Raw genomic sequence first — 16,976 nt, forward strand, 5'->3', positions numbered from 1 at the left:
TCTAGCCGGCGGGACGATAGACGTGGATGGCCGGGGTCAAGCCCGGCCATGACGGCGTTGACATAGCTCGCGCTAAGGCCTGTTCGGATCAAACCGCTTCTCCAGTCCGTTCCAGCAATCGGCGTAGTCAGGCTGCAAGGTGCCGGACTCCGCTGCGTGCCTGGTGATCCGCTGCGGGAAGCGGGTCTCGAACATGAACGCTATGGTGCCCGTCAGCTTGACCGGCTTCAGCTCGCCATTGCTGGCGTGATCGAACGCCTCGCGATCCGGCCCGTGCGGCAGCATGCAATTGTGCAGGCTCATGCCGCCCGGCACGAAGCCCTGCGGCTTGGCGTCGTAGACGCCGTAGATCAGGCCCATGAACTCCGACATGATGTTCATGTGATACCACGGCGGGCGGAAGGTGTTGTCGGCGACCATCCAGCGCTCCGGGAAGATCACGAAGTCGATGTTGGCGGTGCCCGCCGTCTCCGACGGTGAGGTCAGCACGGTGAAGATCGACGGATCGGGATGATCGAAGCCGATCGCGCCGACCGGCGAGAAGGTGCGCAGGTCGTATTTGTAGGGCGCGTAGTTGCCGTGCCAGGCGACGACGTCGATCGGAGAGTGCTTCAGCTCGGTCTTGAACAGCGCGCCGCCCCACTTCACATAGAGCTCGGTCGGGGTGTCCTTGTCCTCATACGACGCCACCGGCGTCAGGAAGTCGCGGGCATTGGCAAGGCAATTCGCGCCGATCGGGCCGCGCTCCGGCAGGGTGAAGGCGCCGCCGTAGTTCTCGCACAGATAGCCGCGCGCAGGTCCGGCCGGAATCTCGACCCGGAACTTGACGCCGCGCGGGATCACGACGATCTCGCCGGGCTCGGCATCGATGCGGCCGAACTCCGTGACGAACAACAGGCGGCCCTGCTGCAGCACGAACATCAGCTCGCCGTCGGCGTCGTAGAAGTGCTGATCGACCATCGACCTGGTGATGACGTAGACATGCGTCGCCATGCCGGCCTGCGTCGCCGCATCGCCCGCCGTCGTCATGGTCTGCACGCCCTGCAGGAACGTCACCTCGCCCGACGGCATCGGAGTCGGATCCCAGCGCAGCTGCTGTACCGTGATCTCCTGCTCGTGGCAGGGCGCGGTGCGCCACAGCCCGGCATCGACGCGTGTGAAGCGGCCGGAATGCTTCACCGACGGACGGATGCGATACAGCCATGAGCGCTCGTTGGACCCGCGCGGCGCCGTAAACGGCGAGCCCGAGAGCTGCTCGGCATAGAGACCATAGGCGCAGCGCTGCGGCGAGTTGCGCCCGATTGGCAGCGCACCAGGCAGCGCTTCGGTCTCGAACGAATTGCCGAAGCCGGACATGTAGCCCGGCGTAACCTGCCCCGTGGCGCGGTTGAGCTGGTCAGGCGATGTGTTGACGTTCATCATCCTTCTCCTTGCAGGCGGGCCCACATCTCGCGGTCGCGCTCGGCGGTCCAGATCACGGGATCGTCGATGCCACTGGCCTCGTCATAGGCGCGCGACACGTTGAACGGCAGGCAGTGCTCGTAGATCGCGAAGCTCGAGAACTTCGGGTCCATCACGTCGCGCGTGGCGGCCATGGATTCCTTCAGGCTGCGTCCCTTCGCGACCGACATCTCGGCCGCGCCGTACAGCGAGCTGACGAAGTCGCGCGTCATCGCGATCGCCTCGCGCACGGTGGCCTCGCCTTTCAGCGCATCGCCGCGACCGGGCGCGATCGCCTTGGGATTGAAGTCGCGGATCTCGTTCAAGGTCGACGGCCATTCGCGCAGATAGGCGTCGCCGCAATAGCAGGCCGAATGATATTCGATGAGGTCGCCGGAGAACATCACCTCGGCGTCCGGCACCCAGGCGACGATGTCGCCGGAGGTGTGGCCGGCGCCGAGCTGGATCAGCTGCACCTCGCGCTTGCCGAGATGGATCGTCATCTCGCCTTCGAAAGTCAGCGTCGGCCAGGTCAGGCCGGGGATGCTCTCGGCGTCCTGGAACAGGCGCGGGAAGCGGCCGTATTCGGAATCCCAGTCCTGCTGGCCGCGCTCGACGATCAGTCGGCGCGTCTCCTGCGAGGCGACGATGCCCTGGGCGTGATAGGCCGAAGCGCCAAGCACGCGCACCGCGTGGTAATGCGACAGCACGACATATTTGATCGGCTTGTCGGTGACGGTCTTGACGCGCTCGATCACCTTGTTGGCCATCGCCGGCGTCGCCTGCGCATCGAACACGATGCAGCCGTCATCGCCGACGATCACCGCCGAGTTCGGATCGCCCTCCGCGGTGAACGCATAGAGATCCGGGCCGATCTCGGAGAAGGTCACCTTCTTCTCGGTGAGATCCGTCGTGGAAGCGAAACCTTTCGCCATCAGTTCATTCCTTGTGTGCGCGGCAGCCTATTGCTGCTGTTGTTGTTGCTGTTGACCGGCATCAGCCATGCTGCGTTTCGCCAGCGTGATCGCGTCGCGCAGGACGCCGATGTCGCCGATGTGATTGGCGAGGATCAGGACCAATGCCGCATCGAGGTCGGCGCTTTCGAGGTCCGAGAGGCCGCGATGGGCTTCGACAATGGCGCGGAAGGCATCGTCGGGCTTGGGGAAATTGGAGGCGGTCGAGAGCGTCATCGTTGCGGCTTCCTCAGTTCAGGCCGCAGGCGCGTGCGACCGCCGCCGCGATCGCGGCGCGGCTCGGGTGCCGGAAGCGCGCCGCGACATAGCCATCCGGACGCAGCAGATAGGATGTGCCGGGTTTGGCACCGTAACGCTTGACCGCGAAGCCCTCGCCATCGGTGAGGCCATTCGGGTCGCCGACGCGGATGACACCGACATCGTCGGGCACGTCGATCGCCTCACCATTGGCAAACGACAGCAGCGTGAAGCGCCGGCCCTGAGCGTTGAACGCATCGGTAAGATGGAGGTGCCGTCCGTCGGCTGCCTTCAGCGGCACATCCGGCATCGATGTCCCCGGGCGCGGTCCGGTCTCCCAGGCCTCGTCATCTTCGGTCGACAGCGGCGTCTCGTAGACCGAGGGAACCGACAGCCGGCCGCCATTGACCATGCGCTTGCCGAATTCGGTATCCCGGGCGAGCGCGAGCACCACTTTGCGCAGCCGCGCCTCCTGGTGCGAGTTCGGCGCCATGAAATCCGTCGCGCGCGTCGACTCGCGAATGTTCTCGTCGGCCGCCGCGCTTCGCTCCAGATGGTAGGTGTCGAGCAGCGCCGCGGGCGAGCTTCCGCGCAGCACGCGATCGAGCTTCCAGGCCAGATTCTCGGCATCCTCCAGCCCCGAATTGGCCCCGCGTGCGCCGAACGGCGAAACCTGATGGGCAGAGTCGCCGGCGAAGACGACGCGACCATGAATGAAGCGCTCCATGCGCCGGCACTGGAATTTATAGAGCGAGATCCACTCGAATTCGAACTGGTCATGGCCGAGCATGCGCGCGATCCGTGGCCGCACATTCTCCGGCTGCTTCTCGACGTTGGGATCGGCATAGCGGCTGAGCTGCAGGTCGATGCGCCAGACATTGTCCGGCTGCCGGTGCAACAGCGCCGAGCGTCCGGCGTGGAACGGCGGATCGAACCAGAACCAGCGCTCGGTGGGGAATTCGGCCGTCATCCTGACGTCGGCGATCAGGAACTGATCCTCGAACACCTTGCCGGAGAAGCCCGCGCCGACCATCTGGCGCAGCGAGGAGCGCGCGCCATCACAGGCGATCACATATTGCGCCGACAGCCGATACGGGCCGTCCGGCGTCTCGATCGTCAGCACCACGTGATCATTGCGCTGTTCGAGCGCGGTGACCTTGTTGCGCCAGCGCAGCGAGATCGCCGGCAGCGCGTTGACGCGATCGACCAGATAGGCCTCGGCGTAGAACTGCTGCAGGTTGATGAAGGCCGGCCGCTTGTGCCCGGGCTCCGGCAACAGGTTGAACTGATAGAGCTCGGACGGGCCGTGGAAGATGCGGCCGACGTTCCACACCACGCCCTTGTCGACCATCCGGTCGCCGACGCCGAGCCGATCCCAATATTCCAGCGAGCGCTTCGAAAAGCAGATCGCACGCGAGCCCTCGCCGATACGATCGGCATCATCGAGCACGACGACCGCATGGCCGCGCTGCGCGAGATCGATCGCGAACGACAGCCCGACGGGACCCGCACCCACGACGACGACCGGATGCGCGGCCGGCGTGGCCTGATCCTGGTCTTCGTGCCGATGATAGCCGAACTGAACCTTCGCCTGGCCCGCGCCCTGCCCCGGATTGGCCTGCACCATGGCTTGCTCGCCTTGTGGTTTTCTTGGACTTTTCGAAGCGACGATTTTCGAAGCGACGATTTTCGAAGCGACCGACATTTCCTCGGGCGAGGCCATCCGGCCGTCTTGCCAGATAGTCTCACCTGCAACTATTCTAAAGCCGACGGCTTCGGCCGCGTCAACTCAAAAATCGGAGCGCGATCTTGGCGAAGCCATCCACCGCGACGTCCGGGCGGCAGGCGAAGCCGGTCGAGGATGACCGAAATGCCACAGTGCCGCAGGACGACGAGCGGCTCGACCTGTTCAAGTTCGCGCCATTCCGGCTCAACCGTCTGGCCGCCGAGGTCAGCGCGGCGCTCGCCGTCGAATATCGGGAACGTTACGGGCTCGACATTCCGGAATGGCGCGTGCTGGCGACGCTCGGCTTCCGCCGCGAGGCCTGCAGCGCGCAATATGTCGCAGCGTGCACCCGCACGCACAAATCGACCATCAGCCGGGCCGTGACGTCGCTGCTGGAGCGGCGGCTGATCGAGCGGGTCGAGAACACCGAGGATCGCCGCGAGTTCCGCCTGCGCCTGACACGGAAGGGCAAGACGCTGTACGAGGAGTTGATCCCGCGTTTGCAGCAGCGCGAGCGCGAAATCATGGCATGCCTGTCCGCCGACGAGCGCAGGACGTTCGACCGCCTGATCGGCAAGATCGAGGCGAGCCTCGACCTGATCCAGACGAGCGAGGAGGCCGACGCGAAGCAGGCCTATTAGTTGCCAAGGTGTAGAGTGGGCAAAGCGCCGCCGGAGGCGGCGCGTGCCCGCCGTTCTTCGTCGGATTGAGACGGTGGGCGCGGCGCGTGAGACTGCTGCCAAGCAACAAGCACCGCCCAGGCGCCTTTGCCCACCCTACTTGTTGGTCGCCGACGAACGCCGCGGCTCCGCTGGGACGTCCAACACGTCGATACCCTCTCCCCGCCAGCGCAAAATCTCCATCGCCAGCACCGGGTGGTTGAATCCCTTCAGATGCAGGTCGTCGATCGGCCTGGCGTCGACCGACTGTTCGACCACGCCGTAGACACGACGCGACACGATCACCTGTCCCGCCTTGGCCTCGTCGCACAGCCGCGAGGCGAGATTGGTGACGCTGCCGATCGCGGCATATTCCAGCCGGTGCTCGAAGCCGACCTGGCCGAGCGTCGCATATCCCAGCGCAATGCCGACGCCGAACCCCAGGCTGTGGCCGCGGTTTTTCCAGCGCTCGGTCAATTGTCCGATCTCTTCGCGCATTTCGAGCGCCATCCTCACCGCGCGCGTGGTGTGGTCCTCGAACGGGATCGGCGCGTTGAACAGGATCATCACGCCGTCGCCGGCATAGCGATCGAGCGTGCCCTCATATTTGAAGATGAGCTTGCCGAGCGCGGCGTGATATTCGCGCAGCACGTTCATCGCCTCCTCGGGCTCGGTGGTCTCGGTGAACGCGGTGAAGCCGCGCAGATCGCAGAACACGACCGTGACCTCGCGGCGGTGGCTTTCCAGCAGCGCATCGTGACCATCCGACGACGCGATGATCTGGGCCACCTGCGGCGCCAGGAAGCGCTCCAGCCGTCTGATCCGCTCGATCTCCGCGAGCTGCTTCTCGACGCGCTCCTCGAGCGACTTGTTCCACTCGCGCAGCTGCTCGGTCTGCTCGGTGAGCTTGGCGGCCTGCTGCTGCACGGTGGCGTGGGTCAGCGCCAGCTCGCGGCCCTTCTGGTCGACCTCGGTGAACAATCGCGCATTGCGCATCGCCAGCACGGCCTGGTTGGCAAATGTCCGCATCAGTCCGATCAGGTTCGGCGGGAACGTGCCGGCCGCCCGCCGAAGCACCACCAGCGCGCCGAGCACGCCCTGCTGATCGACCAGCGGCGTGAACAGCACGGCGCGGAAGCCGGCGGCGACGGCGACATCGCGCAGCGGGTGATCGGGTGCGCTTTCAAGCTCGGCGATCGCGATCGGCTCGCCGCTGCGCACGGAATCGGAGAGCAGGCTCGTGCGCTCGTCGAGCACATTGTGCGCGCCGTCCCGGTCGACGCCCTTGGCCTCCACCAGCCTGAAGCGGCGTTCCGCGGCATCGTAGGAATAGATCAGCACGGCATCGGCATGCGTGATCTCCAGCGCGCGCGCCGCCACCGTCGGCAGCACGGCATTGAGATCGAGCGAGGAGGCCACCGCGCGTCCGACCTCCTCGAGCACCTTCAGCTCATTGATCGACTGAGCGAGATCGCGCGTCCGCTCCTCGACCTTGGCTTCCAGCACGGCATAGGACTGCGCGAGCTGGCCGGCCATGCTGTTGAACTGATCGGCGAGCTCCTCCAGCTCGTCATGCGTCTTCACCTCGATGCGCTGGGCGAAGTCACCCGCGCCGAGCTTGCGCGCGCCGGCGCGCAATGCGGTGATCGGAACGAGCATGCGGCGCGCCAGCAGCGAGCCCGCGAGGATCGCCACGGCAAGACCGAGCGCGATCAACAGCGCCCCACGCAACAGCTGGTCCCGGATCGGCGCCAGCGCGTGCGCAGTGGACTGCTCGAAGAACACGGACCAGCCGAGCTTGGGGAGCGTCGCGACCGCCGAGAGCACGGCATGCCCCGCGGTGTCCGTGCCGGAGGCCAGCGGCTGGCCATCCGGCGCGAGCACCGCCGCGACCTGCGGCAGCTTGGCGAGGTCCTGGCCGACGGCCGGCCCTTTCGCGGAGCTCGCCAGCACCTGGCCGCGCGGATCGACCACGTAGGCGGTGCCGACCTTGCCGACCTGTGCCTCGGTCATGAAGTCTTCGAGAAAGTCGAGATCGATGTCAGCCACGGTCACACCGGCATTGAAGCCGGAATGCGCGACCGAGATCGACATCATCGGCTGCGCGCCCTTGAAGGTCACGGCCGAGAAGCTGCTTCCATGCGTGACGGTGTCGGTGAAGCGCAGATCGCGCGACAGGTCGTTGCCCGAGGAGAACGAGATCGAGGTGCGCGATACCCTGAGCTGCTCGCGGCCCTGTCCGTCGAGCTGATACAACTGCCGCACGGCCGGTGCCTGACTCAGCAGCTGCACATAGTCGGCGCGGCGCAGCTCCAGCGTGTTGGCGCTCGCCCGCGTCACCCAGCTGATCTGCCGCTGCAGATCCGAGAGCGCCTGATCGATCCGCCGGGCGCTGGCGTCGGCCTTTTCGGCCATGGCGGCGGTCAGGCTCGCCTTGGTGGACTGATAGCTGATCCAGGTTTCGGTCGCGCCGTTCACGGCCAGGACGAACACGACGAGCCCGACCAGCGACACGACGTATTTGGCGAACAGGCCCTGCCGCAACGACCAGCCTCTGTTCTCGACCTCGCTCATCCGGACCCCTCACGCGCATCATCGCCGAGGTCAGCCTCGGACAGGCGCGTCCGCTGCCGTCCTCGCGGCAGCAACACCTCGGAGACGGGACCGCTCGGGTGCGAGACGATCCGTCGCCGGCATCCGTTTAGCACAGAATGGCATGCACAGCGGCGCCCACGCCGCGCGCGCTCGCGCGCCTCGTTATCGTGCGGCTGGCCCTGAATGGCATCCACCGCTCGGGGGACATCCTTCGCGGACTCGGCCGGTCGCGGTCATATATTACCTATTGAAGATGCGCTTCAGAACGTCGTTCATCGGCTGGCTGTCCTGGGCACCGTCCTGCAAGGGCTCGGCGGGAGCGGCCTCTGCCGCACCCTGGCCGGCGTCGCCCGGAGGCCGCGAAACAGCGCCGTCCTGGGGCGCAACCAGCGTACGGCCGCGGCTCTTGGCGGGCGGCGACGCGCCCTGCAGTCCTTGCTGAATCAGATTGCCGATCGCCGATCCGAGATCGCCGCCAAGCAGGTCGGATTGGCCGGGGGCCGGGGCCTGCCCATTCGGGGCTGCCGCTGACGGCGCGCCGTTCGGACCAGCAGCACCGGTGGGCGCAGAATTTCCGATCAGGCCGCCGATGCCGTTGATCAAATTGTTCAGCCCGGCTCCGTCCTTGCCGAACAGGCCCTGGCCCATCTGCTTGAGCCTGGCGTAGGCCGCGTCCGGATTGTCCAGGATGCCGGCCATGTCGGGGTAGAAGCGCGGCTGACTCCAGGGGCCGTCGATGACGACGGGAATCCCAAGGCCGATCGGCTCCGAGGTGCGGCCCTGCCCCTCGGTCGTCATCACGAGCTTCGGCTCGACCCGCATCGCCAGCGCCCGATTGCCCAGATCGATCGTCCCCGTACCGGCGACCTTGACCAGCGGTCCGACCAAATTGAGGTCACTGGTGGCGGCCTGCCCGCGCTCGACCTGAAACGAGGCCGAGAGCTGCGTGAGATCGGTCGTCAGTTCCTTCGAATCCTGCCATCCCGACAGCGGATTGGATGTCAATGAGCGGATCATCTGCGCAACGTTGATGCCGCGGATCGCGCCGTCCTGGAACAACAGGAACGCCGAGCCGCTCAGGTTGCTCATGATCGCCTGCTGGCTGGCGCCATTGGAGCGCAAGGCGAGCTTGCCTTGCATCCGCGCATCGAGCTTGTCGAATCCGGCGACGTTAGAGAGCAGCGGCAGCGCCCGGATGCCGACGAGATCACAGTGCATCGCATAGGCCGGATTGCCCGTGGAGGCGTCGATCACGACCTCGCCACTGGCCTGCCCCTCATAGGCGCCGAGATTGGCGATGGTCGCCTTCAGCAGGCCACCGGCCAGCGAGGCTTCGAGATCGAGCGGACCGAGGCGGGCCCCGGAGAGAACGACGTCCGTCGCCGACAGCTTCACACGGGCATCGACGTAGTTGAGACCGCGCAAGTCGATTGCCGCCGTGCTCCATCCCGACGCGCCGGCAGGGCCCTGCGCGGCAGGCGCTCCCAAGTCGAGCCGGCGAACGTCGAGATCGACCTTCACCAGCGGCTTGCTCGCCAGATCGACCGAGGCCCAGCCGTTGAAATCGCCATCGCCGAGCGTTCCGCTGAGACCGTTGATCATCACCACCGGGCCATTCAGGCGAACGTCGGCGCGGCCGGCAAGACCGCCGCGGAATGCATTGGCCACGTCGATCTTGAACTCGACCGGCAGGGTCTGGCGGTCAATCGGCAGCGCCGGCGCCGGCGCTGTGACGTCGAACGTGACCGGGCGGTCGCCGGCCCGGGCCGTACCCGTGATCTTGACCTTGCCATCGGACAGAGACGCCGTCGCGCCGATGCCCTCGAGACGATTCTCGACGCGGTCGCGCGGGTTGGAGAGGATGACGGCGCCGTCCCTGACGGTGACCCGTTCGATCCGGGCCGCAGGCGCCGCTTCTGGCTTCGCCGAGGCACGGCTGCGCGGCGCATTATCCCGCAGCCGCTCGCGCAGCAGCGGCAGATAGAGTGTGGGCTTGTCGATGATGATCTCGCCGATGTCGGGCCGGCCGGACCACAGGCTCGACAGCGCCACGTCAGCCTGCAGCTTGCCGATCGTCAGCCGATTATTGCCGTCCCGCTCCTTCGGATCCTGCACGGTGATGTCCGTCAGGGTTGCATGCAGCGACGGCCACAGGCTGACGCTTGCCGAGCCGGCGATGCTCAGGCGATAGCCGGTGTCACGTTCGACGCGGTCCTGGATGGCCACCGTAAGGAAGCTCGCCGGAAGTCCAAAAGCCAGCGCCAGAGCCAGCACGACGATGACGGCGCCAATCAAACCGCCTGCGATCTTCAATGCCTTCATGTCGATGTCCCAAGCGCGAGGCGCGAGCGGTCTCCACCGGTTAGCGTGCGGCAATGCCGACCCGGTTCAATCCGAAATTTTCTCGGAACGAAGACCGCTCCCAGCGCGACCAAAATAGTCGGAAGCCCGTGCGTCATTATGTGACTTATGACACACTTCCGACCGGGGGGTTTCTGTAACTGAGGCTTTGAACCATTGCCGAAGGTATAGTGATGAGCAAGCAGGCCGAATTTGCGGTCATTCTGAAGATGAACCCGATGTTCGCCGACCTCGGTGCGGACGAGTTGCAGCGAATCTCGAGCCTCTGCCACACTCAGCATCTGTCGTCGGGCGAGGTACTGTTCCAGAAGGGCGACCCCGGCAATGCCCTGTTCGGGGTGCGGCGCGGCCAGATTCGCATCGAGACCGGTGCCACTGACGGCAGCCGGCTGACGCTCAACTTCATGGGGCCCGGCGATCTGTTCGGCGAGGTCGCCGTGCTCGACGGGCAGGAGCGCACGGCGGACGCCACCGCCGGTGAGGCAACCGAGCTGTTCGTGCTCCGCCGCGAGGATTTCCTCAGTTTCCTGGAACGCGAGCCCAAGGTGGCGATCAGGATCATTCAGCTGCTGTGCCAGCGCATCCGCTGGCAGAGCGAGCGCATGGAGGAATCCGTGCTGCAGCCGCTGCCGGTGCGGCTGGCACGCCGGCTGTGCGCGCTGGCGGAGGATTTCGGCTCCGAGGTTCACATCTCGCAAGAACAGCTCGGCGTCTTCGTCGGCGCGGCGCGCGAAAGCGTGAACCGCCAGTTGCAGGCCTGGCGCAAGGACAAGATCCTGGATCTGCAACGCGGCCGCATCCTGCTGCATGACCTGACCAGGCTGAACACGATCGCACGCAACGATTAGTTGGCCGAGCGCGGCAAGCGCGCAGCGTCGTTCACCGCAAATTTGTCGATTGCGGGTCCAGTCCATGGCGGGAACTGCCCGTCGTGCATCGTTTCGTATCAGCATCGGCCAAAGATGATCGCAATTGGGCCACCACGCCTCACAATTTGCGACATGAACTCTTTTTAACAGTTCTAACAGGGTTCAATCCGGCAGCGATGAACTCCACGGGCTCGCGCACGGACGGTGCGCGGGGTGGGGCTTTGCGCGCCAGACAAGCGTGGTGGAAGCGAAGTCATGAGTCTTGCGTTGCCGGTGATCGCGATCGAGGCCAGTGGTTCGGTAGGCCGGTGGCGCAGAGCTCTCACGATCTGGATCGACGCCGTGGAGGACGGTTGGGCCGTTCCGGCCCTGATCGTCGGGTTCGTCGCGGTCTGGATGGTGTATTTCTCGGTCGCCTATCTGGGGGGCGATCTCCATCAGGATGTGATCGAGACCTGGTCGCTCGGACGCAGCTTCGACTGGGGCTCGACCAAGCATCCGCCGCTGATGGGCTGGGCCGCGCGGGCCTGGACCACCGTGTTTCCGCTGACCAACTGGTCGTTCAACCTGCTGGCGCTGACCAACGCGGCGGTCGGCCTCTGGGCCGTCGACCTCATCACCCGGTGTTTCGCGCGCGGTGACAAGCGCCTAGTCGTCCTGCTGCTGCTCATGCTGCTGCCGGTCTATCAACTGCACGCGCAACGCTTCAACGCCAACGCCGTGCTGCTGTCGAGCTGGCCGCTGGCGACCTGGTGTTTCCTGCGCTCGTTCGAGACACGTCACGTCGGCTGGGCCGTCGCGGCCGGCCTGACCGCGGCACTCGCCATGCTCGGCAAGTACTACTCGGTCTTCCTGATCGCGGGCTTTGCGGTCGCAGCGTTGTGCCACGGCGAGCGTCGGGCCTATTTCACCTCGTCCGCGCCTTGGATCGCGGCGCTGTCCGGCCTGGTCGCGCTCGCCCCCCATATCTATTGGCTCGCCACGACCGGCGCCCAGCCGTTCTCGCATGCGATCGAGCATCACGTCGGCAAGACCGCCTCGGCCGCCCTGGTCGAGGGCAGCGGCTTCCTGTTGGCGATGGCCGGCATCGCCGGTATCCCCGGCCTCATATGGCTCGCCATGACCCGGCCCCGCGCCACCCGCGTGCTGAACGATGCGCTCAGCCTCGACCCCGGACTCCGGCTGCTGGCGATGATCAGCATCGGGACCGTGGTGTTCCCCGCGCTGGTCTCGATCGTGTTCGGCACCGACATGCCGCCGCTGTGGGGCCTGCAGGGCGTCTTCCTGTTCGTCATCGTGATCGTGTGTGGCGCGAGCTATCACGCCCCCCGCGACGTCACGATCAATCTCGCCGCTGCGACGATCGCGATCGCGGCATTCGCGGCCACAGTCGTAGCGCCCTTCCATGCCTTGTACCGGAACTACGTTCCGTTGAACGAGGGCCGCGATTTCTACGAGCCGGCCGTGACCGAGCTCGACCGCCTGTGGCATACGGCGTCGAACGGAGCCCTTGTCGCCGTCGGCGGCGATGACGGCCTCGCCTTTGCCGCCGCGTTCTACAGTCCCGACCACCCGCACTATGAAATGGCGCTTGTGCACCCGCACGAGCTGCACCCTCCGTCGGAAGAGCTGACTGCGCAGGGCTGGGCGGCGCTGTGCTACGACACCGACATCTCCTGCATCTCCGGCATGCAAGCCGCGGCAGCGCAGGCGCGACGTTCGGTACGGGCCGATTTCACGCTCCGGACCAAGCTGTTCGGCCTGGAGGGCGCGAGCCAGGGCTTCGTTGCCCTGATCGTTCCGCCTGAGACCACCGCGCCAGTCGACAGCGCGCCGAACGTGGCCCACGATCTCAGCGCGCGCCGCCGTACGCCCTCGACCGCGAACTGAAACAGCACGTTCCAGCACTCATCTCATTCCGCAGCCGGCGACATCGCCGACGGCGGCGGCTTTGGCTGATGCCCCGCCTCCGGCCCATGGCCGGACTGCGCCTCGTCGGCAGTCTCGCCGGAGGAGACGATCAGCTTGCGGCCGAGGCGGGCGAACAACGCGCCGACATCGTCCATCACCAGGAACATCGCCGGCACGAACAAGAGCGACAGCACGGTCGAGAACACCAGGCCGCCGATCACCGCGAGCGCCATCGGCGAGCGGAACTCGCCGCCGGCACCGACCGCGAGCGCGCTCGGCATCATGCCGGCGACCATCGCGATCGTGGTCATCACGATCGGACGGGCCCGCTTCATGCCGGCGTCGATGATCGCCTCGTCGCGCCTGACACCGGCATGAATCGCTTCGACCGCGAACTCGACCAGCATGATCGCGTTCTTGGTCACGATGCCCATCAGCATCATCATGCCGATATAGACCGGGATCGTGAGCTGCTTGCCCGTCAGCATCAGCGCGCCGATCGCCCCGCCGATCGACAGCGGCAGCGAGAACAGGATCGTGATCGGCTGCAGGAAGGTGCCGAACAGCAGCACCAGCACGGCGTAGACGATCATCAGCCCTGCCGTGATCGCCGTGATGAAGCCGGACGCCAGCTCGTTCAGGCTCTCGGCATCATCCGAAGGGATCAGCTTGACGCTGGCCGGCATGCTCTTTCTGACCGGCAGCTCGTCGATCTGCCTGGTCGCATCGCCGAGCGCCGCAAGTCCGACGAGGTCGGCCGCGACGGTGGCCTGCCGCCCGCGATCGTAGCGGCTGATGCTGGTCGGGCCCTGATCGAGCTTGATATCGGCGACCACCGCCAGCGGCACACCGCCCTTTTCGCCGTACTGCCCGAGCGGCACCCGCAACTGTTCGAGGATCTTCACGTCGCTGCGCGCCGCATCCTCGAGCTGCACCCGGATCGGGACGAGGCGGCCGCCGGCATCGTATTTTGCCAGCGCGGGACCGACATCTCCGATCGTGGCGACGCGGATGGTCTGCGACAGGCTTTCTGTCGACACGCCCAGACGCGCGGCCAGGTCGGCGCGCGGCTGCACCCGCAACTCCGGCCGGTCGAGCGAGGTGTCCGACACGACGTTGGAGATGATCGGAATCCGCTTCATCTGCGACGCGAGCTCGCTGGCAACGTTGTCGACCAGCTTGGGATCCGAGCCCGTCAGCACCAGCTTGATCGGGCGCAGACCATTTTCGTCGGTGAACCAGAAGCGGATGTCCGGAATGCTCTCGAGATCCTTGGTGATCTCGAGCTCGAGCTCCTTCTGGGTGATCTTGCGCTCGGTCTTCGGCGTGTAGTTGACGATCATCCCGGCGCGGCGAACCTCCATCGCGCCCTGAAGCCGGCCGCCGTCGACGAACACGCTGCGGACCTCGGGCCGCTTGCGCAGGCGTGCGACGATGTCCTCCGTCACCTTCTCGGTGTAGGCGAGCTGCGCGCCGGGCGGCAGCTCGATCGCGAGCAGCGATCGCGCTGCGTCCTGCGCCGGGAGGAACCCTTGCGACAGCAGGGTCGTACTCCAGATCGAGCCCGCGAAGATGCCGATGCCGAGGAGGACCGTGATGAAGTAGTGCTTCACCGACCATGTGACGATGCGCTGATACGCACGCAGGATGAATCCGGGCGGCGGATCGTCATGGTCGTGATGCTTGAGGAAGTAGGCCGCCAGCATCGGCGTGACGAAGCGCGCCGCCAGCAGCGAGAAGAACACCTGCACCGAGACGGTGATGCCGAACTGCTTGAAGAACTGTCCGGCGATGCCGGACATGAAACTGGCCGGCGCAAAGATCGCGATGATGGTGAGGCTGATCGCGATGACCGCGAGCCCGATCTCGTCCGCGGCATCGAGCGCCGCGCGATAGGGCGACTTCCCCATCCGCATGTGGCGCACGATGTTCTCGATCTCGACGATGGCGTCGTCGACCAGAATGCCGGTCGACAGCGTGATCGCCAGGAACGACACCATGTTCAGCGAGAAGCCGAGAATATCCATCGCCCAGAATGCCGGAAAGATCGACAGCGGCAGCGAGATGGCCGCGATCACCGTGGCGCGGAAGTCACGCAGGAACAAGAGCACGATGATGACGGCGAGGATCGCGCCCTCGAACAGGGTCGAGATCGCCGCTTCGTAATTGCCCTTGGTGAAATCGACCGACGTATCGATCAGCTTCAGCTCGACATCGGGATGGGCGGCCCTGACCTGATCGATGCGCTTCTGCACCGCGGCGGCGACCACCACGTCGCTGGCGCCCTTGGCGCGCTTGATGCCCAGCGCCACGACCGGCTCGCCGTTGAAGCGCGCAAAGGTGCGGCGGTCGGCGATCGTGTCGGTGACCGTCCCGAGATCGGCGAGCCGGACCTCGCCGCCGCCGAACAAGGGAATCATCGTGTTCGACAGCTCGTTCAGCGTCTTGGCGCCGGCGAGCGTACGGATCGCCTGGTCGTTCTTGCCGATCTCGGCGCGGCCGCCGGCGACGTCGACATTGGTGCCGCGCAGGCTCTGGCTGACATTGACCGCCGTGAGGCCCATGGCCTGCAGACGGTCGGGATCGAGCGAGACCAGAATCTCGCGCTCGACGCCGCCGATGCGCTCGACCTGGCTGACGCCGCGCACGCCCTGCAGCTCGCGCTTGACCACGTCGTCGACGAAGAACGACAGCTGCTCCGGGGTCTTGCCCGGCGAGATCGCCGCATAGGTGACGATCGGCAGCCCGATCTTGTCGACGCGCGAGATCAGCGGCTCGGTGACGTTCTGCGGCAGGTCGGAACGGACCCGGGTGACGGCGTCCTTGACGTCGTTGATGGCGCGATCGGTGTTGGTCTCCAGCGCAAACGTAATCGTCGTCACCGACAGGCCGTCGGTGATCAGCGACTGGATGTGGCGCGCACCCTCGACGCCGGAGACGCCGTCCTCGATGATCTTGGTGACCTGGGATTCAAGCTCCGACGGCGCCGCGCCGAATTGCGCCACCGCGACCGAGATCACCGGAATGTCGGCGTTCGGCAGCCGCGTCACCGCGAGCTTGGTGAAGCTCATCCAGCCCAGGATCAGCAGGATGATGGAGAAGAGGATCGACGGCAGCGGGTTCCGGATCGACCATGCCGAAATATTCAGTGCCATCAGCGTACCCGCGTGCGATCGATGTCTTCGGCAAACATGGTCTTGATCTGGTCGCCATCGTGCAGCGAGCTGCCGGCGTCGGCCACCACGATTTCTCCCTCTGTCAGCCCGTCGAGGATCTCGCTCGACGTATCCGACACCAGGCCGACCCGCACCCGGCGGGTCTCGATCGTGTTGCCCTTCACGACCTGGATGGTGAGATGATCGATCGCCGTATTGGGCACGGCGACGCCGCAGCTCCGCCGGGCATCGATATTGGCGCGCGCGAACATGCCGGGCTTGAGCGACGGATTGCTGGTCAGCGCGATGCGCACATGGCCCAGCTGGGTGGTCCGGTCGACCTGCGGCGCCACCACGCGCAGGCGGCCGACAATGTCGGGAAGGTTGTCACGGGTGATGCGCACCGGCGCGCCCGTGCCGAGCTTCAGGAGATGAACGCTCGGAACCTCGGCGTCGAGCTCCAGCTCGTTGTTGACGGCGATGCGGAACATCGGGCCGGCCTGCGGCGAGGCCGGCGCACCGGCGATCGTGCGGACCTCGGTGACGAGTCCTGCGGCCGGCGCACGCAGCGACACCGGCCGGCTCGCGGCCGCTGCCGGCGCTCCCGGCTGCTGCGGCGGCGGCGTCAGGCGCGCCAGCTCCTGGTTCTCGGTGACGGTGTCGCCCTCCTTGACCAGAACGTCGATGACCCGCGATCCCTCCTGATCGGCGCCGACCACCGCCTCGCGGCGGGCCACGACGAAGCCGGTGACGCGCACGAGATCCGAGAAGCAGGCCTTCACCGCCTTGGTCACCAGCACCTGGGCCTGCATCGGCGGCTCCTCGGCAGTGTGATGGGGACGATGCTCGTACCAGTAATAGCCGGCGACCAGGGCCACGAAGACGATCGCGCTGGCCGCGGTTTTAAGGGATTTTGGCAGCTTCATCGGCAGGGGGATCCGGTCGGCGCGAGATGCGGGTTATGGATGCTGCGAATTTGGCGCGGGACGCTCCGACAAGGCGATGCGCCCCGCAATCCTGCGGGACGCATCCGGCCACCTCGATCTCCG

General features: G+C 66.1%; 11 protein-coding genes. 3 read left to right on the forward strand and 8 right to left on the reverse strand.

Annotated features, from left to right (window positions below; all coding sequences use genetic code 11):
- Window positions 1-72: 72 nt before the first annotated feature.
- Genes hmgA through QW845_RS11690 form a run of 4 tightly spaced genes read right to left on the reverse strand, consistent with a single transcriptional unit; the run spans window position 73 to window position 4,278 of the window.
- Window positions 73-1,419 (reverse strand): homogentisate 1,2-dioxygenase, encoded by a 1,347-nt coding sequence (gene hmgA, locus QW845_RS11675; RefSeq protein WP_315801716.1) that lies wholly within the window; start codon window positions 1,417-1,419, stop codon window positions 73-75.
- Window positions 1,419-2,375 carry an MBL fold metallo-hydrolase gene (locus QW845_RS11680; protein ID WP_315801717.1) on the reverse strand — a complete coding sequence of 319 codons (957 nt, stop codon included), beginning with the start codon at window positions 2,373-2,375 and terminating at the stop codon, window positions 1,419-1,421. Before QW845_RS11680 ends, hmgA begins: the two co-directional genes overlap by 1 nt.
- Before the next feature lie 27 nt (window positions 2,376-2,402).
- A complete protein-coding gene (locus QW845_RS11685; RefSeq protein ID WP_315801718.1) occupies window positions 2,403-2,630 on the reverse strand; it encodes a DUF2783 domain-containing protein in 228 nt (75 codons plus the stop codon).
- Window positions 2,631-2,643: 13 nt separating this feature from the next.
- Window positions 2,644-4,278: an FAD-dependent oxidoreductase gene (locus QW845_RS11690; protein WP_315801719.1), complete on the reverse strand. Its 1,635-nt coding sequence runs from the start codon at window positions 4,276-4,278 to the stop codon at window positions 2,644-2,646.
- A gap of 182 nt (window positions 4,279-4,460) precedes the next feature.
- Between QW845_RS11690 and QW845_RS11695 the strand changes: the two genes are divergently transcribed.
- Window positions 4,461-5,018 carry a MarR family transcriptional regulator gene (locus QW845_RS11695; RefSeq protein WP_315801720.1) on the forward strand — a complete coding sequence of 186 codons (558 nt, stop codon included), beginning with the start codon at window positions 4,461-4,463 and terminating at the stop codon, window positions 5,016-5,018.
- A gap of 135 nt (window positions 5,019-5,153) precedes the next feature.
- Here QW845_RS11695 and QW845_RS11700 read toward each other — a convergent pair whose 3' ends face one another.
- Window positions 5,154-7,610 (reverse strand): adenylate/guanylate cyclase domain-containing protein, encoded by a 2,457-nt coding sequence (locus QW845_RS11700; protein WP_315801721.1) that lies wholly within the window; start codon window positions 7,608-7,610, stop codon window positions 5,154-5,156.
- Between the two features lie 261 nt (window positions 7,611-7,871).
- The gene (locus QW845_RS11705; RefSeq protein ID WP_315801722.1) at window positions 7,872-9,953 is read right to left on the reverse strand and encodes an AsmA family protein; all 2,082 of its coding nucleotides are present in this window, start codon (window positions 9,951-9,953) and stop codon (window positions 7,872-7,874) included.
- Window positions 9,954-10,165: 212 nt separating this feature from the next.
- Between QW845_RS11705 and QW845_RS11710 the strand changes: the two genes are divergently transcribed.
- Both QW845_RS11710 and QW845_RS11715 read left to right on the forward strand, forming a co-directional pair.
- Window positions 10,166-10,840 carry a Crp/Fnr family transcriptional regulator gene (locus tag QW845_RS11710; protein ID WP_315801723.1) on the forward strand — a complete coding sequence of 225 codons (675 nt, stop codon included), beginning with the start codon at window positions 10,166-10,168 and terminating at the stop codon, window positions 10,838-10,840.
- A gap of 276 nt (window positions 10,841-11,116) precedes the next feature.
- Complete coding sequence (locus tag QW845_RS11715; RefSeq protein WP_315801724.1) at window positions 11,117-12,751, forward strand: glycosyltransferase family 39 protein; 1,635 nt, start codon at window positions 11,117-11,119, stop codon at window positions 12,749-12,751.
- A 23-nt stretch (window positions 12,752-12,774) separates the two neighbouring features.
- On the opposite strand, the gene QW845_RS11720 is transcribed toward QW845_RS11715, so the two are convergent.
- Both QW845_RS11720 and QW845_RS11725 read right to left on the reverse strand, forming a co-directional pair.
- Window positions 12,775-15,927 (reverse strand): efflux RND transporter permease subunit, encoded by a 3,153-nt coding sequence (locus QW845_RS11720; protein ID WP_315801725.1) that lies wholly within the window; start codon window positions 15,925-15,927, stop codon window positions 12,775-12,777.
- Entirely contained in the window at window positions 15,927-16,853 is a 927-nt protein-coding gene (locus QW845_RS11725) for an efflux RND transporter periplasmic adaptor subunit (RefSeq protein ID WP_315801726.1), read from the reverse strand. The genes QW845_RS11720 and QW845_RS11725 overlap by 1 nt, the downstream gene beginning before the upstream one ends.
- Window positions 16,854-16,976: the final 123 nt, after the last annotated feature.

The organism is Bradyrhizobium sp. SZCCHNS3002 (genome assembly GCF_032377435.1).
Lineage (GTDB): Bacteria > Pseudomonadota > Alphaproteobacteria > Rhizobiales > Xanthobacteraceae > Bradyrhizobium.